Below are 24,036 nucleotides of genomic sequence, written 5' to 3'. Positions count from 1 at the left end.
GGGCTCAGCGCGACATGAGCGCGTCGAGCGCGACGGCGACCGCCGCCGCGACCCGGAAGTCGACCCGCTCGTCGGGGACCGTGACGCGGTAGCGGTCGCCGATGGACATCTTGCGCTCCACCGAGAACAGGGCGTTGCCCTCGGGGTCGACGAAGTCGAAGTGGATCGGGATGAAGTCGACGTCGGTGAAGCGGCGCAGCAGGCCCACCACCTGGTTGCGCTCGCGGCCGGTGCCGGTGTAGCCCGGGCCCTCGACGTGGAAGGTCGAGCGCAGCAGCGAGGCGCCGAAGTCCTTCTTGAAGAAGCCGATCTGGGCGCCCGACTCGTCGGTGATGTCGTAGCCGGCGTTGAGGTCGAGCTTCTTGCGGGCCTTGAACCCGAAGACCGCGCGCGACCTGCCCGCGTCGGAGAAGAAGGTGACCTGCTCCTTGAAGGCCATCCGCTTCTGCTCGGCCAGGGCCATGAGCCGCGTCGGGTTGCCGGCCGCGTCGGACTCGGAGACCTCGTAGCGGTTGATCATCATGGTGAGCTTCTGCTTCACCACGAAGTGCGGGAGATACATCTCAGCGCTCATCTGGACAGCTCCTCCTCGATGATCGACGGGTCGAGCTTGGTGAAGACCGGCGTCGGCTTCTCGATCTTCGTGCCTGCCACCACCGGACGCGACTCCCACGCGGGGGTCGAGGAGTACTCACCGGTGATGATCGAGTACGACGTGTGGCCCGCGCCGTTGCCGGGCTCGAGCTCGTCGACCTGCTCGACGCGGGGCATCGGCATGAGCTCGCCCTCGCCGCCGAGCACGGCGTGCACCTTGTTGGCGGCGTGCGGCAGGAAGGGCGCGAGCAGCGTGTTGCAGTCGCTCACGCACTGCGTGGCGACGTGCAGCACCGTGGCGAGCCGCTCGCGCTGCGACTCGTCCTTCATCTTGTAGGGCTCGGTGACGGTGAGGTACTTGTTCACCTCGCCGACCACCCGCATCGCCTCGGCGACGGCAGCGCGCAGGCGGTGCTTCTCGATGAGGCCGCCGACGGAGGCGAAGCCGTCGCGCACGGTGGCGAGCACCTGCTCGTCGACCTCCTCGAGCGGCCCGGCAGCGGGGATCTCGCCGAAGCTCTTGGCGACCATGGTGGCGGTGCGGTTGACCAGGTTGCCCCAGCCCGCGACCAGCTCGGAGTTGTTGCGGGTCACGAAGTCGGCCCACGTGAAGGCCGCGTCCGAGGTCTCGGGGCCGGCCGCGCAGATGTAGTAGCGCAGCGCGTCGGGGCCGTAGCGGGCGAGGAAGTCACCGACGTAGATGACGTTGCCGCGGCTGGTGCTGAACTGGGAGTCGCCGAAGGTCAGGAACTCGCTGGAGACGACCTCGGTGGGCAGGTTGAGCGTGCCGAACGTCCCGGGGTCGCCGCCCTTGTCGCCCTGGCCGTTGTAGGCCAGGAGCTCCGCGGGCCAGATCTGGGAGTGGAAGACGATGTTGTCCTTGCCCATGAAGTAGTAGGACTCCGTCTCGGAGTCGTTCCACCACTCACGCCACTTGTCCGGGCTGGTCCCCTCCTTCTCGGCGAGCCGGCGGGCCCACTCGATGGACGCCGAGAGGTAGCCGATGACGGCGTCGAACCAGACATAGAGGCGCTTGGTCGGCTGGTCCTCCCAGCCGGGCACCGGGATGCCCCAGTCGATGTCGCGCGTCATCGCGCGCGGGCGGATCTCCTTGAGGATGTTCTGGCTGAACTTGATGACGTTGGGGCGCCACAGGCCCGTCGCCTCGCGCTGGTCCAGCCACTCCGCCAGCGCCTCGGCCAGGGCAGGCAGGTCGAGGAACCAGTGCTGGGTGTCGGTGAACTCGGGCGTCTCGCCGTTGATCTTGGAGCGCGGGTTGATCAGCTCGGTGGCGTCGAGCTGGTTGCCGCAGTTGTCGCACTGGTCGCCGCGCGCCTCGGCGTACTTGCAGATCGGGCAGGTGCCCTCGATGTAGCGGTCGGGCAGGGTGCGACCGGTCGACGGGCTGATCGCGGTCTGGGTGGTCTTCTCGACCATGTAGCCGTTGCGCCGGCAGGTCTCGAACATCTCCTGCACCACGGAGTAGTGGTTGCCCGTGGTGGTGCGGGTGAACAGGTCGTAGGACAGGCCCAGGCCGCACAGGTCGTCGACGATGACCTGGTTGTACTTGTCGACCAGCTCGCGCGGCGCGACGCCCTCGTTGTCGGCCAGCACCAGGATCGGGGTGCCGTGCTCGTCGGTGCCGCTGACCATCAGCACGTCGTGGCCCGCCATCCGCATGAAGCGGCTGAAGACGTCGGAGGGCACGCCGAAACCGGCCACGTGGCCGATGTGGCGCGGGCCGTTGGTGTACGGCCAGGCGACGGCAGACAGGACACGAGTCATGGGCGCAAGCCTAGTGACCGCCCGCCACCCGGTCTCCCCGGGTGGCGGCGGCGGGACACCGGTCGGATCAGGAGAAGTCGAGGTCGCCGGTCCGCGAGCGCTTGAGCTCGTAGAAGTAGGGGAACTTCGCCAGGGCGACGGCGCCGTCCCACATCTCGCCGGCCTCCTCGCCGCGCGGGATCTTCGACAGCACGGGGCCGAAGAAGGCTGAGCCGTTGATGTGGATCGTCGGGGTGCCGACGTCGTCGCCGACGGCGTCCATGCCTTCGTGGTGGCTCTTGGCCACCAGCTCGTCGAGCGAGGCGTCGTCCCAGGCCTCGATGAGGTCGGCCGGCAGGTCCACGTCGGCGAGCGAGGCGGCGACCATCTCGCGGTCGAGCTCCTCGCCGTTGTTGTGGCGGCGGGTGCCGATCGCGGTGTACCACCGGCCCAGGGTGGCGTTGTCGAAGTCCTCGGCGATCTTGATCGCGACGCGGACCGGCTTCTCCTTGCCGGCGAGCATCTCGCGGTAGCCGTCCGGGATGTCCTTGTCCTTGTTGAGGTAGGCCAGCGACATCACGTGCCACTGCACGTCGATGTCGCGGACCTGCTCGACCTCGGTGATCCAGCGCGAGGTGATCCAGGCGAACGGGCAGAGCGGGTCGAACCAGAAGTCAGCAGTAGCCATGACTGGCACAAGTGCTCACGCGCCGTCGGTATTCCACCGCCCCGGTGGCAGGATGCGCTGCATGCCTGGAACCAACCTCACCCGCGACGAGGCCGCGACCCGCGCCTCCCTGCTGGACGTCACGTCGTACACCGTCGACCTCGACCTCACCAGCGCCACCCGGCCCGACCAGGGCACGTTCGTCTCCGTCACCACCCTGGAGTTCGCCTGCCGCCAGCCCGGCGCGAGCACCTTCGCCGACCTGGTCGCGCCGACGGTCCGCGAGATCACGCTCAACGGCCGCAGCCTGGACCCGGCGACGGCGTACGCCGACAGCCGCATCGCGCTCGACGACCTCGAGGCGACCAACACGCTCGTCGTCACCGCCGACTGCGCCTACTCCAACACCGGCGAGGGCCTGCACCGCTTCGTCGACCCGGCCGACGACCGGGTCTACCTCTACAGCCAGTTCGAGGTGCCCGACGCCCGCCGCGTGTTCACCACCTTCGAGCAGCCCGACCTCAAGTCGGTCTTCACCTTCAACGTCACCGCGCCGTCGCACTGGGTCGTGGTCTCCAACGCCGCGACGCCGGAGCCGCGCGAGCTCGAGGGTGGCGCGTCGGTGTGGAGCTTCCCGACCACCAAGAAGATGTCGACCTACATCACCGCGATCGTCGCCGGCGAGTACCACGGCGAGTTCGACACCTACGAGGGCAAGTTCGGCACCATCCCGCTGGGCCACTACTGCCGCCAGTCGCTCAAGGAGCACATGGACACCGCGGAGCTGGTGAAGCTGACCAAGCAGAGCTTCGCGTTCTTCGAGGAGCAGTTCGACTACCCCTACCCCTTCGGGAAGTACGACCAGCTCTACGTCCCCGAGTACAACGCCGGCGCGATGGAGAACGCCGGCTGCGTGACGCTGCGCGACGAATACCTCCCCCGCAGCCGCCAGCCGCGCTCGTTCTTCGAGTTCCGCACCTCGGTCATCACCCACGAGATGGCCCACATGTGGTTCGGCGACCTGGTGACGATGAAGTGGTGGGACGACCTCTGGCTCAACGAGTCGTTCGCCGAGTGGGCCTGCTACTGGTGCGAGGCCAACGCCACCGAGTTCGACGACGCCTGGACCGGCTTCGCCAACGCGCGCAAGCAGACCGGTTACCGCGCCGACCAGCTGCCCTCGACCCACCCCATCGCGGCCGACAACGTCGACCTGCACGCGGTCGAGGTCAACTTCGACATGATCACCTACGCCAAGGGCGCCTCGGTGCTCAAGCAGCTGGTCGCCTGGGTCGGCCTCGAGCCCTTCCTCGAGGGCCTGCGCGCCTACTTCAAGGAGTGGGAGTACGGCAACCCGGAGTTCAAGGACCTGCTCGCCACGCTCGAGAAGTCGTCGGGACGCGAGCTGCAGGGCTGGGCGCAGGAGTGGCTGCAGACCGCCGGCGTCAACACGCTCGCGCCGTCCTTCGAGCTCGCCGAGGACGGCACCTACGCCTCCTTCGCGGTGGCGCAGACCGCTCCGGCCGACTGGCCGACGCTGCGCCGCCACCGTCTCGGCATCGGCCTCTACGACGAGGTGGGTGGCCGTCTGGTGCGTCGCGACTACCTCGAGATCGACGTCGAGGGCGCCAGCACCGACGTGCCGGAGCTGGTCGGGACCAAGCAGCCGGCGCTGCTGCTGCTCAACGACGAGGACCACGCCTACGCCAAGATCCGCCTCGACGAGCGGTCGCTGGCCACGGCGATCTCGGCGCTGTCGAGCTTCGAGGACTCGCTGCCGCGAGCGCTCGTGTGGGGCGCGACCTGGGACATGACGCGTGACGGCGAGATGCGCACGCGCGACTGGGTCGACCTCGTGCTCGCCAACATCGGGCAGGAGTCCGACGCCTGGGCCGTGACGCGCATCCCGGCGTCGACCGCCCTGGCCGTGAACTCCTACTCCGACCCCGCGCACCGCGACGAGCTGCGGGCGACCTGGGAGACCGGGCTGCGCGAGCTGCTGCTGTCGGCCGAGGCCGGCAGCGACCACCAGCTGACCTTCGCGCGCTCCTACGCGGCCGCTGCACGCAGCGACGTCGCGCTCGGCGAGCTGATCGGGCTGCTCGACGGCTCGTTCGTCGTCGAGGGGCTCGCCGTCGACCAGGACATGCGATGGGTGCTCATCACCGCCCTCGCGCGTGCCGGTCGCTTCGGTGACGCCGAGATCGACGCCGAGCTCGAGGTCGACAAGACCATCTCGGGCCAGGAGATGGCCGCCGCGGCCCGGGTCTCGCAGCCCACCGCGGAGGCCAAGGAGGCGGGCTGGAACGCGATCCTCGACCCGGCGACGCCCAACGAGACGATGCGCGAGATGGTGTTCTCGATCTTCCGCTACGGCCAGGAGGACGTCACCGAGCCCTACCTCGAGAAATTCCTGACCGCGGCCGGCACCGTCCTCGACAGCCTGGGCTTCCACAAGGGCTCGGCCGTCCTCGAGTTCGGCTTCCCGCGGCCGCTCGGGTCGGAGGCGACGCTGGCGCGCCTCGACGAGTGGCTCGCCGACAACGACGCACCCAAGGGCGCGCAGCGCTACGTCGGCGAGGCGCGGGCCGAGATCGCCCGCTCCCTCGCCGCCCAGGCCTGCGACGCGAGCTGACCTGCAGCACGCACGACGAAGCCCCCTCGACGCGGACGTCGAGGGGGCTTCGTCGTGGTGGAGCGGGCAGGTCGTGCCCGGTCGGCTCAGGCGTGCAGGGTGTTCTGCGGCCGGGCGTGCTCGGCCAGCATCGCGATGCCGCGCTGCAGGCCGGCCAGCAGGTTGCCCGAGGCGAACTCCGACGTCATGGCCAGCACGGCCAGCTCCACCTCGGCGTCGGTCAGGTGACGGCGTACGTCGCCGCCGGTGACCACCTCGGTGACGCGACGGCGCGGGTCGACCATGATCAGCACGCTGCGCGCGGGCGCGACGAGCCGGTTGTGCAGTCGCGTGGCCCACGCGCGGGTGTCGTCACCCTCGACCGGACCGACGTAGACGGAGAACTCGAAGCGGCACGACTGCTCCGCGACGCGGATGGCCTTGTCGAGGGCGAGCCGGTCGCCGTCGTCCAGCGGGTCACCAGCTGCCACTGGCGCCACCCGCCCGCGAGTCGTCACCGTCGGCCGCGGGGAGCTCGGCGACCCCCTGGCGGGGACCGCCGATCCACTGGCCCTCGCCACCGGAGTGGTCGGGCAGCAGCTTCTCGCCGCGCACCATCGCCGGGAGGTAGACCGCCAGGGCGATCAGCACGAAGAGCAGCAGCGGGGCGCCCAGCAGCAGCATGAGCGCGTGGAGGCCGTCGACGTCGTTGACCTCGGCCCAGCCCTCGGGCACGTCGGCGTGCGCCGGCGCGGCCAGCAGGGCCAGCAGGGGCGCGCTGGACAGGACGGCGGCGCGGCCGGTCCACCTGGAACGGGAGCGCCTGGAACGGGTCGAGGGGCTGACGGGCGTGGTCACGGGCTGAAGCCTATCGCCCATACTGGCGGGCATGCCTCACCCCCTCATTGCCCCGATCATCCACGTGACCGAGGTCTCCGGGAGCGGAGCCAACCCCCTCATGACGTGCTCGAGCGACGAGCAGCTGTGCACCTGGGTCCTCGAGCGGACCGGCAACGCGCAGCTCGCCACGGTGACCGACTGGATCGTCGGCAAGCCGAGCGCCCTGGTGGGACTGATCCTGATCGGACTCCTGGTCCGGTGGCTGCTCCACCGGGTGATCGACCGGGTCGTGAAGCGGGCCGAGGTCGGCATGCTCCCCAACCGGCTCAGCCGCGCCATCGCCGGCGGCAAGGTGGGCGCCGCGCTCAACCTGCGCGAGGACCCGGGCTACACCCGGCGCGTCCAGCGTGCGGCGACGATGGGATCGCTGCTCAAGAGCATCGTGAGCGGTGTCATCTTCACCGTGATCGCGCTGATGTTCGTCTCCGAGCTGGGCTACGACATCGCGCCGCTCATCGCCAGCGCCGGCATCATCGGCGTCGCCCTCGGCTTCGGCTCGCAGACGCTGGTCAAGGACTTCCTCTCCGGCATCTTCATGATCTTCGAGGACCAGTACGGCGTGGGCGACGTGGTCGACCTCGGCGAGGCCTCGGGCACCGTCGAGGCAGTGAGCCTGCGGGTGACCCGGCTCCGCGACGTCAACGGCACCGTCTGGTACGTCCGCAACGGCGAGATCCTGCGCGTGGGCAACATGAGCCAGAACTGGGCACGCACCGTGCTCGACGTGACCGTGGGCTACACCGAGGACCTCGTGCGCGTGCGCCGCGTGCTCGAGGAGGTCGCGCGCGACCTCTGGGAGGACGACGACTTCAAGGGCCTGATCATCGAGCAGCCCGAGGTGTGGGGCGTGGAGTCCCTCGGCGTCGACGGCATCGTCGTACGAGTCACCCTGAAGACCGCACCCATGGAGCAGTGGGGCGTGGCGCGGGCGATGCGCGAGCGCGTGAAGGCGCGCTTCGAGCACGAGGGGATCAACCTCGCGGTGGCCCAGCGCGTGCTGTGGCAGGAGAGCGCTCCGTCAGCGGCCTCCGTCGAGGCCACCGAGGACGTCTAGCCGCTGCTGGCCCCCGGCGGTCGTCGCCCCCGACCGCCGGGGACAATGGGAGGCGTGACCACCACCTTCTACGACGAGATCGGCGGCGAGCAGACGATCCGCGCGATCGTGCACCGCTTCTACGAGGGTGTGGCCACCGACGAGGTGCTGCGGCCGATGTACCCCGAGGAGGACCTCGGCCCGGCCGAGGAGCGGTTCGCGCTCTTCCTCGTGCAGTACTGGGGCGGCCCGTCGACGTACTCCGAGACGCGCGGGCACCCGCGCCTGCGGATGCGGCACGCTCCGTTCGAGGTGACGCCCGCGGCCGCCCAGCGCTGGCTGGTGCACTTCCGGGCCGGGCTCGACGCCGCCGACCTCACGCCCGAGCAGGACGAGCGCTTCTGGGACTACGTCACCCACGCCGCCCAGTTCATGGTCAACACCCTCGAGCAGGCCTAGGTCCCGGTGCCCGCACCCACCAGCGACCGGAGCTCGTCGGGCACCGGCGCCGGGCGACCGGTCGCGCTGTCGATGCACACCCCGACCACGCGAGCACGCGCGAGCACCTCGTCGCCGTCGCGCACCACGGACTCGAAGACGACCGACGTGGTGCCGATCCGCGACACCCACGTGCGGCAGTCGTAGGGCTCGGGCCGGAAGAGGATCGGACGCCGGTAGTCGACGTCGGTCTGCGCCACGACGAGGTGGTGGCCCCCGCCGAGCTCACGCCCCTGGGAGACCATGAGCTGGATGCGGGCCTCCTGGAAGTACTCGAAGTACTTCACGTTGTTGACGTGCCCGTAGACGTCGACGTCGCTGAAGCGCACGTGCACCGGGTAGTGGCCCCCCGGGACCTCGACGACCTCCGGCGGGGCCGGTGGCCGCACGGGCTCGTCGGGCTCGAGCAGGCGCGCGAGCGACGACTTCTCCTCGGCGTGCAGGCGCCGTGGGCGCTCGGTCGCGAAGACGTAAGGCGTCAGCACGGTGCGCGCCCGCAGGTAGACCGTGCGCTCCCCCGCCTCGTCCTCGGCGAAGACCTCGTAGCCCATGGTGAAGCTCGCGGCGCGGATCTCGGTGACCCAGCACTCGATCGAGACCGGGTCGGGGCCGAAGGTCAGGGAGGAGACGTAGGTGACCTCGTGGCGCACCACCACCACGCCCTCGGCCAGGTCGTCGGCCCTCGCGCCCGGGGAGTGGGTGCGGAACATGTCGACCCGCGCCTCCTGGAGGTAGTCGACGTAGGTGACGTTGTTGACGTGGCCCAGGAGGTCGAGGTCGGCCCACCTCAGCGGGCAGCGGTAGAGATGACGCACGCCCCGATCGTCGCAGAGATGCGCGGTCGGGGCGTGGGCCGGTGCGGCAGTCTCGCCGCGGGAGCTCAGTGAGCGAAGTGCAGGCGGCCGTAGTAGGCCGGGATCGACTCGCGGCGGACCTGGCGGTCGCGGCGCGTCTCGCGGAGGGCGGCGGGGAGCGCGACCGCGGCCAGCGCGACAGCGGCGAGGGCGGCGATGCCGACGACGACGAGGAGGGTGATGACGGCGGTGGGGTCGAGGAGCTGCATGGTCGGTTCCTTTCCATGACCGTAGGATTTCTACGTATGTAGAAGGCTACTCTTCTACATACGTAGTGCAAGTCCGCGCGGTAGTGTCCTGCGTCACCGACGCGAAGGCAGGAGGCACGAGGCGTGAGTCCGGACCGCGAGGAGCTGTCTCCCCGTCGGCGCGAGATCCTCGCGGCGGCGACGACCGTGCTGGCCCAGCAGGGCAACCGCGGCCTGACCCACCGCGCGGTGGACCGGGAGGCCGGGCTGCCCGAGGGCAGCTCGTCGGCGTACTTCCGCACGCGGGAGGCGCTCATCGGCGCGCTGGGCGACTTCGTGGCCGCCCGGCTCGCTGTCGACGTGCAGGCGCTGGGGTCGCGCCTCGCGTCGTGCCCCGGTGACCACGAGCGCGCCGTCAGCGAGGTCTCCCGCCTGTTCTCGCGGTGGCTGGACCAGCCCGACCTGCTTGCCGCCCGGCTCGAGCTCAGCGTCGCGGCCACCCGCGACCCGAGCCTGGCGGAGCGCTTCGCGCTGTGGCGCGCCGACCTCGTCGGCATGGTGCGTGACGTGCTGGCGCGGTCGGGCAAGGACGAGGGCGCCTCGGCCGAGACCCTCGTCGCGGCGCTCGACGGGGTGCTGCTGGCGTCCCTGCTGCTGCCCGCGCGCCGCCGGCGCGCCTTCGTCGGCGAGAGCGTGGAGCAGCTGCTCGCCGGGCTCGGCACCGGCGCCGACCCGGCATGAGGTAGGCCACACGGTCACACCCACCGCCGCGGCGACCGTCGGACTAGGGTGCCGGGAGACCGTTCGACCTTTCGAGTGACCGGAGTTCTCCATGCCCGAGGCAGTGATCGTTTCCGCAGCCCGCACCCCCATCGGCCGCGCCAACAAGGGCTCGCTGAAGGACTTCCGTCCCGACGACCTGACGGCCCTGGCCGTGCAGGCGGCGCTCGACAAGATCCCCGACCTCGACCCCACGACGATCGAGGACCTGCTCCTCGGGTGCGGCCTGCCCGGCGGCGAGTCGGGCAACAACATGGCCCGCGTGGTCACCACCCTCCTCGGGCTCGAGGTCCCCGGCGCCACCGTCACCCGCTACTGCTCGTCGTCGGTGCAGACCACGCGGATGGCGTTCCACGCCATCAAGGCAGGCGAGGGCGACATCTTCGTGTCTGCCGGCGTGGAGACCGTCTCGCGCTTCGCCAAGGGCACCTCCGACCACATCCCCGACACCCGCAACCCGCTCTTCGCCGACGCGGGCGCGCGCACCGACGACTACGCCAAGGGCGGGAAGGACTGGCACGACCCGCGCGAGGACGGCCAGCTCCCCGACATCTACATCGCGATGGGCCAGACGGCCGAGAACGTCGCCCGCCTGCGCGGCCTCGACCGCAAGGAGCTCGACGAGTTCGCCGTGCGCTCGCAGAACCTGGCCGAGAAGGCCATCGCCGACGGCTTCTGGGCGCGCGAGATCACGCCCGTCACGCTGGCCGACGGCACGGTCGTGACCCAGGACGACGGCCCGCGCGCGGGAGTGACGTACGACGCCATCGCCGGCCTCGACCCCGTCTTCCGCCCCGACGGCGTCGTGACCGCGGGCAACTGCTGCGCGCTCAACGACGGCGCGGCCGCCGTGGTGGTCATGAGCGACACCAAGGCCGCCGAGCTCGGGCTCACCCCGCTCGCGCGCATCGTCTCGACCGGCGTGTCCGGCCTGTCGCCCGAGATCATGGGCCTCGGCCCGGTCGAGGCCACCAAGAACGCGCTCAAGCACGCCCAGATGAGCATCGGCGACATCGACCTCGTCGAGATCAACGAGGCCTTCGCCGCGCAGGTCGTGCCGTCCTACCAGGACCTCGGCATCGACCTCGACCGCCTCAACGTCAACGGCGGCGCGATCGCGGTGGGCCACCCGTTCGGCATGACCGGCGCCCGCCTGCAGAACACCATGCTCAACAGCCTCGACTGGCACGACAAGTCGACCGGCCTGATCACCATGTGCGTCGGCGGCGGGCAGGGCATGGCGATGATCCTGGAGCGGCTCTCCTGAGCCGTTCCGGGGTCCTCCCCCACTAGGCTGCCGCCCATGACCACCACGGGGGAACCACGCTGGCTCGACGACACGCAGCAGCACTCGTGGCGCGCCCTGATGATGGGCATGACGCTGCTGCTCGAACGCCTCGACGACGACCTGCGCCGCGAGTTCAGCATGTCGCTCACCGAGTACGAGGTGCTGGTGCGGCTCTCGGAGCGCCCGGGCCGCGCGATGCGCATGGCCCAGCTCGCTGACGCCATGGCGCACTCGCGCAGCAGGGTGACCCACACCGTCGCGCGCATGGAGGCGGTCGGCTACGTCACCCGCGGCACCACGCCCGAGGACGGCCGCGGCGTCGTGGCGACCATGACCGACACGGGACACGACCTGCTCGTGCGAGCCGCTCCGTGCCACGTCGAGAGCGTGCGGCGCAACATCGTCGACCTCGTCTCCGAGGACGACTTCGCCGCGGTCGGCCGGGTCTTCGACCGCGTGGCCGACCACCTCGTCACTCGGCACCCGGAGTCGGAGATCCGAACCCCGTGACCGCTCAGTCGCGCGTCAGGCGGCGGTGCGTGACGCGGTGCGGGCGAGCGGCCTCGATGCCGAGCCGCTCGATCTTGTTCTCCTCGTAGGCCGCGTAGTTGCCCTCGAACCAGAACCACTGCGCCGGGTCCTCGTCGTTGCCCTCCCAGGCCAGGATGTGGGTCGCGACGCGGTCGAGGAACCACCGGTCGTGGGAGGTGACCACGGCGCAGCCGGGGAAGTCGAGCAGCGCGTCCTCGAGCGAGGACAGGGTCTCGACGTCGAGGTCGTTGGTGGGCTCGTCGAGGAGCAGCATGTTGCCGCCCATCTTGAGCGTCAGCGCGAGGTTGAGGCGGTTGCGCTCACCACCGGAGAGCACGCCGGCCTTCTTCTGCTGGTCGGGGCCCTTGAAGCCGAACGACGCGACGTAGGCGCGGCTGTTCATCTCGAAGTTGGCGACCTTGATGAAGTCGAGGCCGTCGGAGACGACCTCCCAGACGTTCTTGTTGGGGTCGATACCGCCACGGCTCTGGTCGACGTAGGAGATCTTGACCGTCTGGCCCACCTTCAGCGTGCCCTCGTCGGGCTGCTCCTGGCCGGTGATCATCCGGAAGAGGGTGGTCTTGCCGACGCCGTTGGGGCCGATGACGCCGACGATGCCGGCGCGCGGCAGCTTGAACGAGACGTCGTGCATGAGGGTGCGGCCCTCGAAGCCCTTGCCGAGCTCCTCGGCCTCGAGCACGATGTCGCCGAGGCGCGGACCCGCGGGGATGTTGATCTCCGAGGTGTCGATCTTGCGCATCCGGTCGGCCTCGGCCGCCATCTCCTCGTAGCGCGCGAGACGCGACTTGCTCTTGGTCTGGCGGGCCTTGGCGTTGGAGCGGACCCACTCGAGCTCGCGCTCGAGGACCTTGGCGCGCTTGGCGTCCTTCTGGCCCTCGATCTTGAGGCGCTCCTTCTTGGTCTCGAGGTACGTCGTGTAGTTGCCCTCGTAGGGGTGCGCCTTGCCGCGGTCGAGCTCGAGGATCCACTGCGCGACGTTGTCGAGGAAGTAGCGGTCGTGGGTGACGGCCAGGACGGCGCCGGGGTAGGACGCGAGGTGACCCTCGAGCCACTGCACCGACTCGGCGTCGAGGTGGTTGGTGGGCTCGTCGAGGAGCAGCAGGTCGGGCTGCTGCAGCAGCAGCTTGCACAGGGCGACGCGTCGGCGCTCACCACCCGACAGGTTGTCGACCAGCACGTCGGGCGGCGGGCAGCGCAGCGCGTCCATGGCCTGGTCGAGACGGCTGTCGATGTCCCAGGCGTTGGCGTTGTCGAGCTCGGTCTGGAGGTTGCCGGTCTCCTCCATGAGCGCGTCCTGGTCGGCGTCGGGCTCGCCCATCTCCATGTACGCCTCCTCGAGGCGCTTCATCTTGCCCTTGATCTCGCCGACGGCCTCCTCGACGTTCTCCAGGACGGTCTTGCCCTCGCTCAGCGGCGGCTCCTGCTGGAGCATGCCGACGGTGGCGTCGGGGTCGAGGATCGCGTCGCCGTTGTTGGCGTGGTCGAGCTGCGCCATGATCTTGAGCAACGAGGACTTGCCCGTGCCGTTGGGTCCGACGACGCCGATCTTGGCGCCGTGGAGGAACGAGAGGGTGACGTTGTCGAGGACGACCTTGTCACCATGGGCCTTGCGCACGTTGCGCAGTGTGAAGACGTACTCAGCCATGCGGGCGAGCCTACGGGGAAGCGCACCCGCGCCGACAATCGCGCCCCGACGCTCCCGGCGCCTCCGGCGTCAGGCGGCCTGGGGCTCGGCGGCGACCGCGGCCGGCGCCGGCTGGACCTCCACAGGCCGGTCCTCGGCGCGCACCGGGCGGGTGAAGACCGAGGTGCCGTGGGACAGGTCGTGACCGACCGAGGTGGCGACGACCTCGAAGCTGGTCTGCGGCTTGCCGTCGCGCTCCCACACGTCGGCGACGAGCCGTCCGTGCACGACGACCGGGTCGCCGCTGTGGAGCGAGTCGGCCACGTGGCGCGCCAGCCGGTTCCACACCTTGACGGTGTGCCACGACGTGGTGCCCTTGACCCACTCGCCGTCGCGGAAGCGCGTCGGGGTGCAGGCCACACGGAACGAGGCGACGTGGCGCTCCTCGCCGACCTGGCGCAGGGTGACCTCGCCGCCGATCCAGCCGGTCAGGGTGATCTGGGTGTCGTACATCTCGTGCCTCCTGTGAGGGCGGCGGTCGGTCCGCCGCGATCACCCAAGGCTCGGCAACCGCACCGACACGTGCAGCCCGGACGGAGGCGCGCTTGTGGAGGACGGCCACTCAGGCGCCCCTGTGGACGCCAGGTGGTGCGCGATGGTCAGCGCAGGGCGGCGGAGAGCCCCTCGCGCACCTCGGCGTAGGACGCGAGCTCGGCCTGGATCGGTGCGACCACGAGCTCCGCGGACACCTCCGAGATGGCGTCGCGCAGCCGCTTGTCGGCCGCACGGGCGCGCTTGCGCGCGGTGAGGGCCACGAGCCAGCGGCACACCAGCGCAAGCAGCACGCCGAGGAGGACTCCCCCGAGCAGCAGCAGGGTCGGGACGGGGAACGCCCCCACCTCGGGAGTCGGCGGCTCGGGGAGGCGGGCGTAGGACCCCAGCGCCAGCAGGGCCAGCCAGCCGGCACCGACGAGGGCGGTGACGATCAGGACGTACTGCAGGACCCGCACCAGCCCGGCCCACACCGGGATCTTCGCCGCGCCGAGGTCGGTGGTGCCGACGGCGCGGTCGAGGCGGTCGCCCAGGTCGGGCAGACGTGAGACCGACGCGGTGCGCACGGCGGTCGCCCAGGCGGGCGCCATGGGTTCGCCGACCTGGTCGGCCAGCTTGCGCACCTCGGTGTCCACCCGCGCGCGCTGGACCCCGCTGGCCTGAGGCACCGACGTCCGGGACTGCCCGCTGAGCTGCTTGCCCGCCGAGCCGAGGTCGAGGTGGAGCCGCTTGAGCGGGTCGGGCTTGAGCCGGGAGAACCAGGCGGTGACCGGCCAGCCGGTCGCGCGGTTGGCACGCAGGCGGGTCGAGTCGGCCACGGCCTTGACGACGGTCGGCACGCCGGCCGCGTCGGCGAACGCGTCGTCGAGCGCCGCGACGCGCTCCTTCGACAGCGTCGGCGCCTTGCCGGTGCCGGTCGCCTCCTGGAGGCGCTGGGCGGCGGACTTCACGTCGGCCTCGAGGCGCGAACGCGTCACCTTCTTGGCCGCCACCCGCTCGGCGACCATCCCGCGCAGCTCGTCGATGCCCCAGCCGTGGCGCGCGCTCACCGGCAGCACCGGGACCCCGGCCAGACCGTCGGCCTCGAGGAGGCGGCGTACGTCCGCGACCATGCTGTCGCGCCGGTCCTCCGCCACGGTGTCGATGTGGTTGAGCACCACGAGCATCACGTCGCGATGCCCGGCGAGCGGCTTGAGGAAGCGGTCGTGGATGGCGGCGTCGGCGTACTTCTGCGGGTCGAGGACCCAGACCAGCATGTCGGCGAGCTGCACCAGCCGCTCGACCTCGAGGTGGTGCGAGACCTCGGTGGAGTCGTGGTCGGGCAGGTCGAGGAGCACCACGCCGCGCAGCTCGGCGTCCTCGTCGCCCTTGCTGAGCATCGAGTCGCGGGTGACCTGGTGGCGCGCGGGGATGCCGAGCCACTCCAGCAGCTCCTCGGCGCCCTCCTTGCCCCACACGCACGCGGTGGCCCACGACGTGGTGGGACGGCGTACGCCGACCGCGGACAGCTCGAGGCCGCTGAGGGCGTTGAAGGTCGAGGACTTGCCCGACCCGGTCGCACCGGCGAGCGCCACCACGGTGTGGTCGGCGGAGAGCTTCAGCCGGCTCGCGGCGCGGGCGGCGACCTTCTCGGCGTCGTCGACCACGGCGTCGTCGACACGACCCCGCGCGGCGGCGGCGGCGCGCTCGAGCCCCTCGACGCGGGCGCCGATGTCAGAGCTCCTGGTGACCAGCTTCTTGGCCCCTTCGAGCAACGACGTCATGACTCCCTCACGGTGTGGGTGGTGCGGTCCAACAGGTCAACCCTAGGGGGCGGCGTCCTCGGCGCCCGAACCCTGACCCTCGCCCTGGGGCTGGCGGGTCGCGGCGTAGCGCAGGTCGTCGACCTTGCGGGCCGCCGAGCGCATCCGCTCGGGCGCCTCGGGCGAGACCTCCAGGCTGTCGAGGAGGTCGGTGTAGCGGCGCCGCTCGGCGTCGAGCAGGTCGCTCATCGACGCCTCGAGGCGCAGGCGCGCGCGCTCGGCCAGCGTGCGGACGGCCTGGTCGCCGAAGACGGCCTCGAGGAGCTTCTGCCCCAGGACGGCCGAGCCGCCGGCGATGCCCGCCTCCGCACCGGTGACCCCGGCGGTGTGCGCGAAGACCACGACCATGAGTGCGACCGAGAGACCGTTGACGCCGAAGGCCAGGAACCGCGCCGTCGAGCGCTTGTCGGCGCCCTCGGTGCGCACCATCTCCAGCACGTCGTCCTGCCAGTCGCGCACGGCCCGCTCGGCCCGACGGCGGAAGTCGCGCGAGGCGCGGCCGAGGTCCTCACCGGCGTCGCGCAGCAGGATCTGACCCGCCGCGGTGCTGCGCCACGACGCCTCGGCACGCTCGGCGGCGGCCTCGGCGTGCTCGAGGATCAGCGTCTCCAGGCCCGACTCGACCGCGACGGTGACGCGCTCGGCCTGCTGGGGCTTGCCCTTCACGGCGTTGACCACCCGGTCGCGGATCCAGCCGACCCGCGTCTCCAGCGACTTGAGCAGCTCGCCGGTGCCGACGAACTCCTGCCACCGGGCGAGCACCTCGCCGCGCAGCAGCGTGCCGTCGGCCGAGGCCTCACCGACCGCGGTCACGGCGCGGTCGTAGGCGGAGTTGGCGTCCTCGCGCAGGCGGCGTACGGCGTCGACCTGCTCGGTGGCGGCGTCGGCGACCGTGTGCGTGCGGCGCCCGAGGGTGCGGATGGCGCCGTCCAGGGTCTGCTGGACGACGGCGGCGCGGGCGTCCTGGTCGTCGGCCAGCGCCTGCAGCCAGCTGCGGATCTCGATGACCGACTCCGAGGGCAGCAGCCCCATCTCGGAGACCCCGCCCTCCTCGACGGTGAAGAGCGGGGAGTCCTTGAGCCCGCGGCTGGCGAGCATCCGGGCGAGGTGGGTGGCGATGGTGTCCACTGCGTCGGGCGGCGTGCGGTCGAGCACGATCGCCACCGCGGCCGAACGCTCGGCGGCCTTGCGCAGGAAGTCCCACGGCACCTGGTCGGCGTACCGCGCCGCGGACGTCACGAACAGCCACAGGTCGGCCGCGGCCAGCAGCTGGGCGGCCAGCACCCGGTTGCGCTCCTCGACGGAGTCGATGTCGGGTGCGTCGAGGATCGCCAGGCCGGGAGTCATCGCGGGCGAGGCCACGAGCTGCAGCGCCTCGGGGTCGTTGGTCTGGCGGCTGACGCGCTCGAGCTCGGGCAGCAGGCGGTCCTGGCCGAACCACTTCGCGTCGTCGGGGTGGTGCACCAGCACGGGCGAGCGCGTCGTCGGGCGGAGCACGCCGGGGATGGTGACGCGGGTGCCGACGAGGGAGTTGACGAGCGTCGACTTGCCGGCGCCGGTGGACCCGCCGACCACGGCCAGCAGCGGCGCGTCGAGGGTCATCAGGCGCGGGATGACGTAGTCCTCGAGCTGGTCGACCATCTCGGCGCGCGAGGCGCGCTGCTCCTCGGCACCCGGCAGCTCCAGCGGCAGCCGCGCCTCCTGGAGCGCGCCGCGCAGCCGCACCAGCGCGGTGACCATCGCGGTGGTCGTGTCCGGCGTACGACGACCCGGGAACGGGGTCTGGTCCGGGGTCTGGTCCGGGGTCTGGTCCGGGGTCTGGTCCGGGGTCTGGTCGCCCTCGGGCTCGCTCATCGGGTGGGTACCACCTGTCCGGGGAAGGAGATGAAGGGGCGGATCGTCCGCAGCTCCTCGACGTGCTGCTGCCCGCGGACCGCGAAGTCGGCGGGAGCCGTGCCGCGCAGGTAGCGGTGGTGGAGGTAGCCGAGCTCGATGGCGGCGGTCTGGTAGGCGCGCATGCCGCGCTCGGCCGGCGCGCCACCGTGCTGCCGGGCCCAGCGGCGGGCGTGCCGGCGAGCGCGGAGGTCGACCAGCCACGGGATGTCGGTGGCCGGCAGCAGGCCGCGGTCGGCGGCGTCCTGCAGGGCCGCGGCGAGCAGCGGGCGCTCGGAGCGGCGGCGGTAGACCGCGAACGCCACGACACCGAGCAGGGCGGGCAGCATGAGGGTGCCGTAGACGACGAAGAAGTGGCCGGTGCCCGACAGGGTCGAGGAGTTCCACAGCCCGTGCAGGAGGGCGGCGACCGCGAATCCGGCCAGGGGCGCCAGGACGCGCACGGGCAACCGGCGCGAGGAGATCGCCAGCCCGACACCGATTCCGGTGAACGCGGTGAACAGGGGGTGCGCGAACGGGCTGATCAGGCAGCGCACCACGAACGTGCCGGTGAGGGCCTCGGTGCCACCGGGGCCGAGCCCGTCGGTGCCGTCGTAGGCGGCGGCGAGGTAGAGGATGTTCTCGGTGAAGGCGAAGCCGATGCCGACCATGCCGGCGTAGACGATGCCGTCGAGGACGCCGTCGAGCTCGTGGCGCCGCCACCACAGCAGCAGGAGGAGGAAGGCGCCCTTGGTGGCCTCCTCGGTGACCGGCGCGACCACCGCGAGGCTGTCGCGCTCGGTGGCGCCGCCGACCAGGCCGATGCCCTGGAAGACGAGGGCGGCCGCGGTGGCGACGAACGCGCCCCACAGCAGTCCCGCGACGAGCAGGCCGCGCGGCTCGGGCTCGTAGCGGTCGAGCCACATGAAGCACCCGACCAGCGGACCGACCGGGACCGCGGCCAGGAGGGCCGCGAGCGCCAGGGAACCGGGGGCACCGGAGAGGGCGACGACCAGCGCCATCGCCAGGCCGCCGAGCAGCACGAGGACGCCCACCACGACGGTGAAGGCGACACTGTCGCGACGGCCTCGTTGCATGGCCCGACCCTAACGGAGCAGCGCCGCCCGACCCCGCTCGGCGCACCCCTCCGGGCGTACAGTGACCGCGTGAGCGAGCCGACTGCCGAGACCCCTGCCGAGACTCCCGCCGACCAGCCGAAGACCGAGTCGCACGACCCGGCCGTCCCCGCTGCCTACGCCGCCTTCATGCGCGAGGGCTGGGGCGAGCGGGACCTCGACGTGCCCCGGCACCCGGTGGCCGAGTGGGCCGCGGCCCGCCGCGCGCGCCTCGCCGAGGCGTTCCCGGGCGAGCGGCTCGTGCTGCCCGCCGGCACCTACAAGGTGCGGGCCAACGACACCGACTACCGCTTCCGTCCCGACACCGCGCACACCTACTTCTCCGGCAACCAGACCTCCGACGCCGTGCTGGTCGTCGAGGACGGCGAGTCCGTGCTCTACGCGCGCCCCCGCTCGGAGCGCGACACCGACGAGTTCTTCCGCGACCGGCAGTACGGCGAGCTGTGGGCCGGGCGTCGCCCGTCGGCGCAGGAGATCTCCGACTCCCTCGGCATCGAGGTGCGCCACGTCAAGGACCTGCCGTCGTTCGAGGACGACCGCAAGACCCGGGACATCACCACCGACGCCGACCTGGCCCGCGTCGCCGACGAGCTGCGGCTGGTCAAGGACGAGTGGGAGGTCGCCGAGCTGCAGGAGGCCTGCGACATCACCGCCCTCGGCTTCGAGGACTCCGTGCGCGAGTGGGACCGGGCCCGTGAGTTCGGCGAGCGCTGGATCGAGGGCACGTTCTTCCGCCGCGCCCGCGCGATGGGCAACGACATCGGCTACGACTCGATCTGCGCCGGCGGCTCGCACGCCACCACGCTGCACTGGATCGACAACACCGGCGCGATCGAGCCGGGCAGGCTGGTGCTGCTCGACATGGGCGTGGAGGGTCGCAACCTCTACACCGCCGACGTCACGCGCACCCTGCCCGTCGACGGCACCTTCACCCCGCTCCAGCGCGACCTCTACGACCTCGTCCTCACCGCGCAGCAGAAGGGCATCGACGCCGTACGCCCCGGCGTGCCGTTCCTGGCCGCGCACAACGCGGCCATGGAGGTGCTCGCCCACGGCCTCGAGGACCTCGGCCTGCTGCCGGTCTCCGCGCAGGAGGCCCTCGACCCCGAGTCCAAGGTCTACGCCCGCTGGACCCTGCACGGCACGTCGCACATGCTCGGGATGGACGTCCACGACTGCGGGCGCGCCGCCACCGAGATCTACCCCAAGGGCGACCTCGCCGAGGGCATGGTGCTCACCGTGGAGCCGGGCCTCTACTTCCAGGAGGACGACCTCCTCGTGCCCGAGGAGCTGCGCGGCATCGGCATCCGCATCGAGGACGACATCCTCGTCACCGCCGACGGCAACCGGAACCTCTCGGCCTCGCTGCCCCGCACCTCGGCCGACGTCGAGGAGTGGATGGGCCGCCACACCGCTGGGTGATGGACTGCCACCACTACGACGCCTTCCGCTGCCGCTCGTGCACGCTGCTAGAGGTGCCGCGCGCCCGTCAGCTCTCCGACAAGGAGGCGCACGCCCGGTCGCTGGTCGACGCCGCGTCGTGGTCGCCGACCGTCGCCGGGGCGGAGGCGGGCTTCCGCAACAAGGCCAAGATGGTCGTCGGCGGGACCGTCGAGGCACCGACCCTCGGCATCCTCGACCGCGACCTCGCCGGGGTGGACCTGCGTGACTGCGGCCTGCACTCGCCGGGCCTGACGTCGGCCCTCGACGTCGTCGCCGGGTGGATCAGCAGCACCGGGCTGACGCCGTACGACGTCGCGGCGCGCGCCGGCGAGCTCAAGCACGTGCTGCTCACCGAGTCACCCGACGGCGAGCTGATGCTGCGCCTGGTGGTGCGCTCGACCGCCCTCGAGGCGCGGGTCCGCTCGCGGCTCGCCACCTTGCTCGAGGCCCTGCCGCAGCTGCGCGTGGTCACCCTCAACGTCCAGCCCGAGCACAAGGCGGTGCTGGAGGGCGAGCGCGAGATCGTGCTCACCGGCGACGACACGCTGCCGATGCGGCTCGCCACGGGGGTCACGCTGCGGCTGGGGCCGCGCTCGTTCTTCCAGACCAACACCTTCGTTGCTGAGTCCCTCTACGAGCAGGCCCGCGCCTGGGTCGAGGGGCTCGACGACGTGCAGACCGTCTGGGACCTCTACTGCGGTGTCGGCGGCTTCGCGCTGCACCTCGCCGCGCCGGACCGAGCGGTGCTCGGGGTGGAGGTCTCGCCCGACGCCGTCGCGGCGGCGAGCACCACGGCGGCCGAGCTCGGGCTGGCCGCGGACTTCGTGGCCGGTGACGCGACGGCGTACGCCGTGGGCGCGGGCAGCGTCCCCGACCTCGTCGTGGTCAACCCACCCCGGCGCGGCATCGGGCCCGACCTGGCCGGCTGGCTCGAGCGCTCGGGCGTGCGCCACGTCGTCTACTCCTCGTGCAACGCCGAGTCGCTGTCCCGCGACCTCGCGCTGATGCCGTCGCTGCGCGCGGTCGAGGCGCGGGTGCTCGACATGTTCCCGCACACCACCCACTACGAGGTCATCGTCCTGCTGACCCGGTGAGGTTCAGGGGTCGCACCGCACCGTCACGGAAGGTGCAGCCCTCCGTGCGGCCGCAGGCGGTACCAGCGGAACCCGTAGCCCTCGAGGCTCACCTCGACCGAACCTGCACCGGTCGCCACCTCCGCCTGGCTGAACAGGTCGACGAGCTCACGCGTCTCGTCGAGCCCGTCGACCGGGAGGTCGAGCACCACCGCGTCGGCGCCGAGGTTGTGGACGGCGACGACGGCGACGTCGTCGAGGTCGCAGCGGTGGGCGAACACGCGGCTGTCGGGCTGCTCGATGAGGGAGAACTCGCCCCACCCGAGCTCGGGGCACATCCGGTAGGTGCCGATCAGGGTCCGCATGTAGCTCCAGAGGGAATCGGCGTCACGGCGCTGGTCGGCGACGTTGACGTGGGCGGGGCCATAGCCGTCCGGGACCACGCGTTGCACCAGCTTGCGCGGCGCCGCGGAGGAGAAGCCCCCGTTGCGCCCGGATGTCCACTGCATCGGGGTGCGCACGGCCATCCGGCCCTCGGCCGCGAGGTCCTCGCCCATCCCGATCTCCTCGCCGTAGTAGAGCGTGGGGGTGCCGGGGAGGGTGAACAGCAGGCTGTAGGCCATCCGGATGCGGCGGGGGTCGCCACCCATCATCGGGGGCAGGCGTCGCTTGAGGCCCCGGGCGAACAGCTGCATCTCGGGGTCGGGGCCGAAGGCCGCGAAGACCTCCTCCCGCTCGGTGTCGCTGAGCTTGTCCAGCGTGAGCTCGTCGTGGTTGCGCAGGAAGGTGGCCCACTGGCAGGTCCGGTGGATCTCCGGCCGCGCCTGCAGGGCCTCCACCAGCGGGGCGGCGTCCCCCCGGGCCAGGGCCAGGTAGGTGGCCTGCATGCCGATGAAGTCGAACTGCATCTGCAGCTCGTTGCCGGCGTCACCGCCGAAGAACTCCCGCTGCTGGGGGTGCGGGAGGTTGACCTCGCCCAGCATCATCGCGTGACCGGCACGTCGGTTGACGAACGCGCGGATCCGGCGCATGAGCTGGTGCGGGTCGACGGCCAGGGCTGGGTCGCCCGCGTTGTCGGCGTTCTGCTCCAGGAAGGGGATCCCGTCGACCCGGAAGCCATCGAAGCCGAGCTCGAGCCAGAAGCCCACGATGCGCAGGATCTCCTCGACCACCCGGGGGTTGGCGAGGTTGAGGTCAGGCTGGTGCTTGTAGAAGTTGTGGAGGTACCACTCCCCCGTCCGCTCGTCGAGCTCCCAGATGGAGTCCTCCTTGTCCGGGAACACCACGAGCTTCGAGGTGTCGGGCGGCTCGGTGTCGCGCCACACGTAGTAGTCACGGAACGGGTTGTCCTTGCTGCGGCGCGAGGCCTTGAACCACGGGTGCTGGTCGGAGGTGTGGTTGACGACCAGGTCGGCGATGACGTTGATGCCGCGGTCGTGCGCGGTGCGCAGCACCTCGACGAGCTGCCCGTGGTTGCCCAGCCGGGGGTCCACGCCGTAGAAGTCGACGATGTCGTAGCCGTCGTCGCGGTCGGGGGTGGGGTAGAAGGGCATCAGCCACAGACAGGTGACCCCGAGCTCGGCGAGGTAGTCGATGCGCTCGGCCAGGCCGGACAGGTCGCCGATGCCGTTGCCGTCGAGGTCGTAGAAGGTCTCGACGTCGAGGCAGTAGACGACGGCTGTCTTCCACCACACGTCGCTGGTCTCGGTGATCTGCATGTCAGCTCCCTGGGTCGGTCGTGTGGGGTGCGGCAACGGTCGCCGGGACGAGGTCCGCGCCCCGCAGCTGCGGCAGGACCTGCTCGGCGAAGGTGTCGATGAAGCGCTCCTGCTCCTGGCCCACGTGGTGGAGGTAGAGGTCGTCGAAGCCCAGCTCGGCGTACTCCGCCAGCCAGGCCGCGTGCTGCGCCGGGTCGGACGACACCAGCACGGCTCGTCGTACGGAGTCCATCGTCACGTGCTCGCCGACCTCGTCGAAAGCCGCCGGGGTCTCGAGGTCCCAGGGCACGTCGCCGCCCAGCACGTTGGTGCGCCACTGGTCGAAGGCGATCTCCTCGGCACACGCCTCGGTGGGAGCCCACGAGAGGTGGACCTGGAGCGCGAGTCGGCCCCGTCCCCCGTTGTCGCGGTACGCCGCGACGAGACGTCGCAGCGTGTCGTGGGGCTGGTTGATGGTGACCAGGCCGTCGGCCCACGCGGCCACCCGTCCCGCGGACGCCACGCTCACAGCCGGACCCACGAGCAGCGGAGGCTGTTCGGGGACGTCCCACAGCCTCGCCCGGTCGACCCGCACGAGGCCGTCATGGCTCACCTCCTCGCCTGCGAGGAGGCGGCGGATGACGTCGACGCACTCCTCCAGCCGGCGGGTGCGCTCCTCCTTCGCCGGCCACCGGTCGCCGGTGACGTGCTCGTTGCTCGCCTCCCCGCTGCCGAGCGCGACCCAGAAGCGACCGGGGAACATGACGGCGAGGGTCGCGATCTTCTGGGCGTGCACCGCGGGGTGGTAGCGCTGGCCCGGTGCGGACACGCAGCCCAGCCCGAGGCCGGTGGTGGCCAGCGCAGCTCCCAGCCACGACCACGCGTAGCCCGAGTGGCCCTGACGGGCGCTCCAGGGCCCGAGGTGGTCCGAGCACATCTCCATGTCGAAGCCCGACCCCTCGGCGTGCTGGACGTCGCGGAGCAGGTCCCGTGGCGAGATCTGCTCATGGGAGGCGTGGAAGCCGATCCGGGTCATGGACCCACCACAGCGCAGCGGCGCCCGGCTGGCAACCGGTCACACCTGCGCCGGGGTGACCTGCCTGCT

The 24,036-nt window shown here is 71.3% G+C and carries 22 protein-coding genes; 8 read left to right on the top strand and 14 right to left on the bottom strand.

Annotated elements, in window-relative coordinates; translation table 11 throughout:
* Window positions 1-4 precede the first annotated feature (4 nt).
* The 3 genes from ASG76_RS15445 to ASG76_RS15435 all read right to left on the bottom strand — a co-directional run bounded on the left by ASG76_RS15445 (window position 5) and on the right by ASG76_RS15435 (window position 3,046).
* Window positions 5-574: a hypothetical protein gene (locus ASG76_RS15445; RefSeq protein ID WP_056605230.1), complete on the bottom strand. Its 570-nt coding sequence runs from the start codon at window positions 572-574 to the stop codon at window positions 5-7.
* Window positions 571-2,379, bottom strand: a complete 1,809-nt coding sequence (gene metG, locus ASG76_RS15440) for a methionine--tRNA ligase (RefSeq protein ID WP_056605227.1) — start codon at window positions 2,377-2,379, stop codon at window positions 571-573. Before metG ends, ASG76_RS15445 begins: the two co-directional genes overlap by 4 nt.
* A 67-nt stretch (window positions 2,380-2,446) precedes the next feature.
* Window positions 2,447-3,046 (bottom strand): hypothetical protein, encoded by a 600-nt coding sequence (locus ASG76_RS15435; RefSeq protein ID WP_056605224.1) that lies wholly within the window; start codon window positions 3,044-3,046, stop codon window positions 2,447-2,449.
* 61 nt (window positions 3,047-3,107) lie between these two features.
* Here ASG76_RS15435 and pepN point away from each other — a divergent pair, with 61 nt between their 5' ends.
* A complete protein-coding gene (gene pepN, locus ASG76_RS15430; protein ID WP_056605221.1) occupies window positions 3,108-5,660 on the top strand; it encodes an aminopeptidase N in 2,553 nt (850 codons plus the stop codon).
* A gap of 86 nt (window positions 5,661-5,746) precedes the next feature.
* Here pepN and ASG76_RS15425 read toward each other — a convergent pair whose 3' ends face one another.
* Together ASG76_RS15425 and ASG76_RS19165 are read right to left on the bottom strand one after the other, a co-directional pair.
* A complete protein-coding gene (locus ASG76_RS15425) occupies window positions 5,747-6,130 on the bottom strand; it encodes a DUF5130 family protein (RefSeq protein WP_056605218.1) in 384 nt (127 codons plus the stop codon).
* The gene (locus ASG76_RS19165) at window positions 6,117-6,497 is read right to left on the bottom strand and encodes a hypothetical protein (RefSeq protein WP_056605216.1); all 381 of its coding nucleotides are present in this window, start codon (window positions 6,495-6,497) and stop codon (window positions 6,117-6,119) included. Before ASG76_RS19165 ends, ASG76_RS15425 begins: the two co-directional genes overlap by 14 nt.
* A gap of 31 nt (window positions 6,498-6,528) precedes the next feature.
* On the opposite strand from ASG76_RS19165, the gene ASG76_RS15415 reads away from it, so the two are divergent.
* Both ASG76_RS15415 and ASG76_RS15410 read left to right on the top strand, forming a co-directional pair.
* On the top strand, window positions 6,529-7,593 hold the full coding sequence (locus tag ASG76_RS15415) for a mechanosensitive ion channel family protein (RefSeq protein WP_235529655.1): 1,065 nt from the start codon (window positions 6,529-6,531) through the stop codon (window positions 7,591-7,593).
* A gap of 45 nt (window positions 7,594-7,638) precedes the next feature.
* Entirely contained in the window at window positions 7,639-8,031 is a 393-nt protein-coding gene (locus ASG76_RS15410; RefSeq protein WP_056605213.1) for a globin, read from the top strand.
* Here the strand turns inward: ASG76_RS15410 and ASG76_RS15405 are convergent.
* Both ASG76_RS15405 and ASG76_RS15400 read right to left on the bottom strand, forming a co-directional pair.
* Complete coding sequence (locus ASG76_RS15405) at window positions 8,028-8,885, bottom strand: acyl-CoA thioesterase (protein WP_056605210.1); 858 nt, start codon at window positions 8,883-8,885, stop codon at window positions 8,028-8,030. The two genes, ASG76_RS15410 and ASG76_RS15405, sit on opposite strands and share 4 nt — an antisense overlap.
* 65 nt (window positions 8,886-8,950) lie before the next feature.
* A complete protein-coding gene (locus ASG76_RS15400) occupies window positions 8,951-9,133 on the bottom strand; it encodes a hypothetical protein (protein WP_056605208.1) in 183 nt (60 codons plus the stop codon).
* Between the two features lie 123 nt (window positions 9,134-9,256).
* On the opposite strand from ASG76_RS15400, the gene ASG76_RS15395 reads away from it, so the two are divergent.
* The 3 genes from ASG76_RS15395 to ASG76_RS15385 all read left to right on the top strand — a co-directional run bounded on the left by ASG76_RS15395 (window position 9,257) and on the right by ASG76_RS15385 (window position 11,690).
* The gene (locus tag ASG76_RS15395; protein ID WP_056605205.1) at window positions 9,257-9,853 is read left to right on the top strand and encodes a TetR/AcrR family transcriptional regulator; all 597 of its coding nucleotides are present in this window, start codon (window positions 9,257-9,259) and stop codon (window positions 9,851-9,853) included.
* A gap of 91 nt (window positions 9,854-9,944) precedes the next feature.
* Window positions 9,945-11,159: an acetyl-CoA C-acetyltransferase gene (locus ASG76_RS15390; protein ID WP_056605203.1), complete on the top strand. Its 1,215-nt coding sequence runs from the start codon at window positions 9,945-9,947 to the stop codon at window positions 11,157-11,159.
* A 36-nt stretch (window positions 11,160-11,195) separates the two neighbouring features.
* Window positions 11,196-11,690 carry a MarR family winged helix-turn-helix transcriptional regulator gene (locus ASG76_RS15385; protein WP_056605200.1) on the top strand — a complete coding sequence of 165 codons (495 nt, stop codon included), beginning with the start codon at window positions 11,196-11,198 and terminating at the stop codon, window positions 11,688-11,690.
* A gap of 4 nt (window positions 11,691-11,694) precedes the next feature.
* Here ASG76_RS15385 and ettA read toward each other — a convergent pair whose 3' ends face one another.
* The 5 genes from ettA to ASG76_RS15360 form a co-directional block, all read right to left on the bottom strand.
* Window positions 11,695-13,377 (bottom strand): energy-dependent translational throttle protein EttA, encoded by a 1,683-nt coding sequence (ettA, locus tag ASG76_RS15380; protein ID WP_056605198.1) that lies wholly within the window; start codon window positions 13,375-13,377, stop codon window positions 11,695-11,697.
* A gap of 69 nt (window positions 13,378-13,446) precedes the next feature.
* The gene (locus ASG76_RS15375; protein ID WP_056605195.1) at window positions 13,447-13,869 is read right to left on the bottom strand and encodes a single-stranded DNA-binding protein; all 423 of its coding nucleotides are present in this window, start codon (window positions 13,867-13,869) and stop codon (window positions 13,447-13,449) included.
* Window positions 13,870-14,015: 146 nt separating this feature from the next.
* Window positions 14,016-15,671: a YfjP family GTPase gene (locus ASG76_RS15370; protein ID WP_056605192.1), complete on the bottom strand. Its 1,656-nt coding sequence runs from the start codon at window positions 15,669-15,671 to the stop codon at window positions 14,016-14,018.
* 42 nt (window positions 15,672-15,713) lie between these two features.
* On the bottom strand, window positions 15,714-17,564 hold the full coding sequence (locus tag ASG76_RS15365; RefSeq protein WP_235529654.1) for a GTPase domain-containing protein: 1,851 nt from the start codon (window positions 17,562-17,564) through the stop codon (window positions 15,714-15,716).
* Complete coding sequence (locus tag ASG76_RS15360; protein ID WP_056605189.1) at window positions 17,561-18,679, bottom strand: PrsW family intramembrane metalloprotease; 1,119 nt, start codon at window positions 18,677-18,679, stop codon at window positions 17,561-17,563. The genes ASG76_RS15365 and ASG76_RS15360 overlap by 4 nt, the downstream gene beginning before the upstream one ends.
* Window positions 18,680-18,748: 69 nt before the next feature.
* On the opposite strand from ASG76_RS15360, the gene ASG76_RS15355 reads away from it, so the two are divergent.
* A complete protein-coding gene (locus tag ASG76_RS15355) occupies window positions 18,749-20,140 on the top strand; it encodes an aminopeptidase P family protein (protein ID WP_056605186.1) in 1,392 nt (463 codons plus the stop codon).
* The gene (gene rlmC / locus ASG76_RS15350; protein ID WP_056605183.1) at window positions 20,140-21,255 is read left to right on the top strand and encodes a 23S rRNA (uracil(747)-C(5))-methyltransferase RlmC; all 1,116 of its coding nucleotides are present in this window, start codon (window positions 20,140-20,142) and stop codon (window positions 21,253-21,255) included. Before ASG76_RS15355 ends, rlmC begins: the two co-directional genes overlap by 1 nt.
* A gap of 23 nt (window positions 21,256-21,278) precedes the next feature.
* On the opposite strand, the gene ASG76_RS15345 is transcribed toward rlmC, so the two are convergent.
* Both ASG76_RS15345 and ASG76_RS15340 read right to left on the bottom strand, forming a co-directional pair.
* Window positions 21,279-22,952 carry an alpha-amylase family protein gene (locus ASG76_RS15345; RefSeq protein WP_056605180.1) on the bottom strand — a complete coding sequence of 558 codons (1,674 nt, stop codon included), beginning with the start codon at window positions 22,950-22,952 and terminating at the stop codon, window positions 21,279-21,281.
* A 1-nt stretch (window position 22,953) separates the two neighbouring features.
* Window positions 22,954-23,967: a TIGR03885 family FMN-dependent LLM class oxidoreductase gene (locus tag ASG76_RS15340; RefSeq protein WP_056605177.1), complete on the bottom strand. Its 1,014-nt coding sequence runs from the start codon at window positions 23,965-23,967 to the stop codon at window positions 22,954-22,956.
* Window positions 23,968-24,036 lie beyond the last annotated feature (69 nt).

Source organism: Nocardioides sp. Soil774 (assembly GCF_001428125.1).
Taxonomy (GTDB): Bacteria; Actinomycetota; Actinomycetes; order Propionibacteriales; family Nocardioidaceae; genus Nocardioides.
The sequence above is the reverse complement of the archived record's forward strand: the minus strand, read 5'-3'. Positions and strand labels throughout refer to the sequence as shown.

Coding starts and splice junctions, on each gene's coding strand:
- ASG76_RS15445 (WP_056605230.1), bottom strand. CDS start 574: ATGAGCGCTGAGATGTATCTCCCGCACTTCGTGGTGAAGCAGAAGCTC.
- metG (WP_056605227.1), bottom strand. CDS start 2,379: ATGACTCGTGTCCTGTCTGCCGTCGCCTGGCCGTACACCAACGGCCCG.
- ASG76_RS15435 (WP_056605224.1), bottom strand. CDS start 3,046: ATGGCTACTGCTGACTTCTGGTTCGACCCGCTCTGCCCGTTCGCCTGG.
- pepN (WP_056605221.1), top strand. CDS start 3,108: ATGCCTGGAACCAACCTCACCCGCGACGAGGCCGCGACCCGCGCCTCC.
- ASG76_RS15415 (WP_235529655.1), top strand. CDS start 6,529: ATGCCTCACCCCCTCATTGCCCCGATCATCCACGTGACCGAGGTCTCC.
- ASG76_RS15410 (WP_056605213.1), top strand. CDS start 7,639: ATGGGAGGCGTGACCACCACCTTCTACGACGAGATCGGCGGCGAGCAG.
- ASG76_RS15400 (WP_056605208.1), bottom strand. CDS start 9,133: ATGCAGCTCCTCGACCCCACCGCCGTCATCACCCTCCTCGTCGTCGTC.
- ASG76_RS15390 (WP_056605203.1), top strand. CDS start 9,945: ATGCCCGAGGCAGTGATCGTTTCCGCAGCCCGCACCCCCATCGGCCGC.
- ASG76_RS15385 (WP_056605200.1), top strand. CDS start 11,196: ATGACCACCACGGGGGAACCACGCTGGCTCGACGACACGCAGCAGCAC.
- ettA (WP_056605198.1), bottom strand. CDS start 13,377: ATGGCTGAGTACGTCTTCACACTGCGCAACGTGCGCAAGGCCCATGGT.
- ASG76_RS15375 (WP_056605195.1), bottom strand. CDS start 13,869: ATGTACGACACCCAGATCACCCTGACCGGCTGGATCGGCGGCGAGGTC.
- ASG76_RS15370 (WP_056605192.1), bottom strand. CDS start 15,671: ATGACGTCGTTGCTCGAAGGGGCCAAGAAGCTGGTCACCAGGAGCTCT.
- ASG76_RS15365 (WP_235529654.1), bottom strand. CDS start 17,564: ATGAGCGAGCCCGAGGGCGACCAGACCCCGGACCAGACCCCGGACCAG.
- ASG76_RS15360 (WP_056605189.1), bottom strand. CDS start 18,679: ATGCAACGAGGCCGTCGCGACAGTGTCGCCTTCACCGTCGTGGTGGGC.
- rlmC (WP_056605183.1), top strand. CDS start 20,140: ATGGACTGCCACCACTACGACGCCTTCCGCTGCCGCTCGTGCACGCTG.
- ASG76_RS15345 (WP_056605180.1), bottom strand. CDS start 22,952: ATGCAGATCACCGAGACCAGCGACGTGTGGTGGAAGACAGCCGTCGTC.
- ASG76_RS15340 (WP_056605177.1), bottom strand. CDS start 23,967: ATGACCCGGATCGGCTTCCACGCCTCCCATGAGCAGATCTCGCCACGG.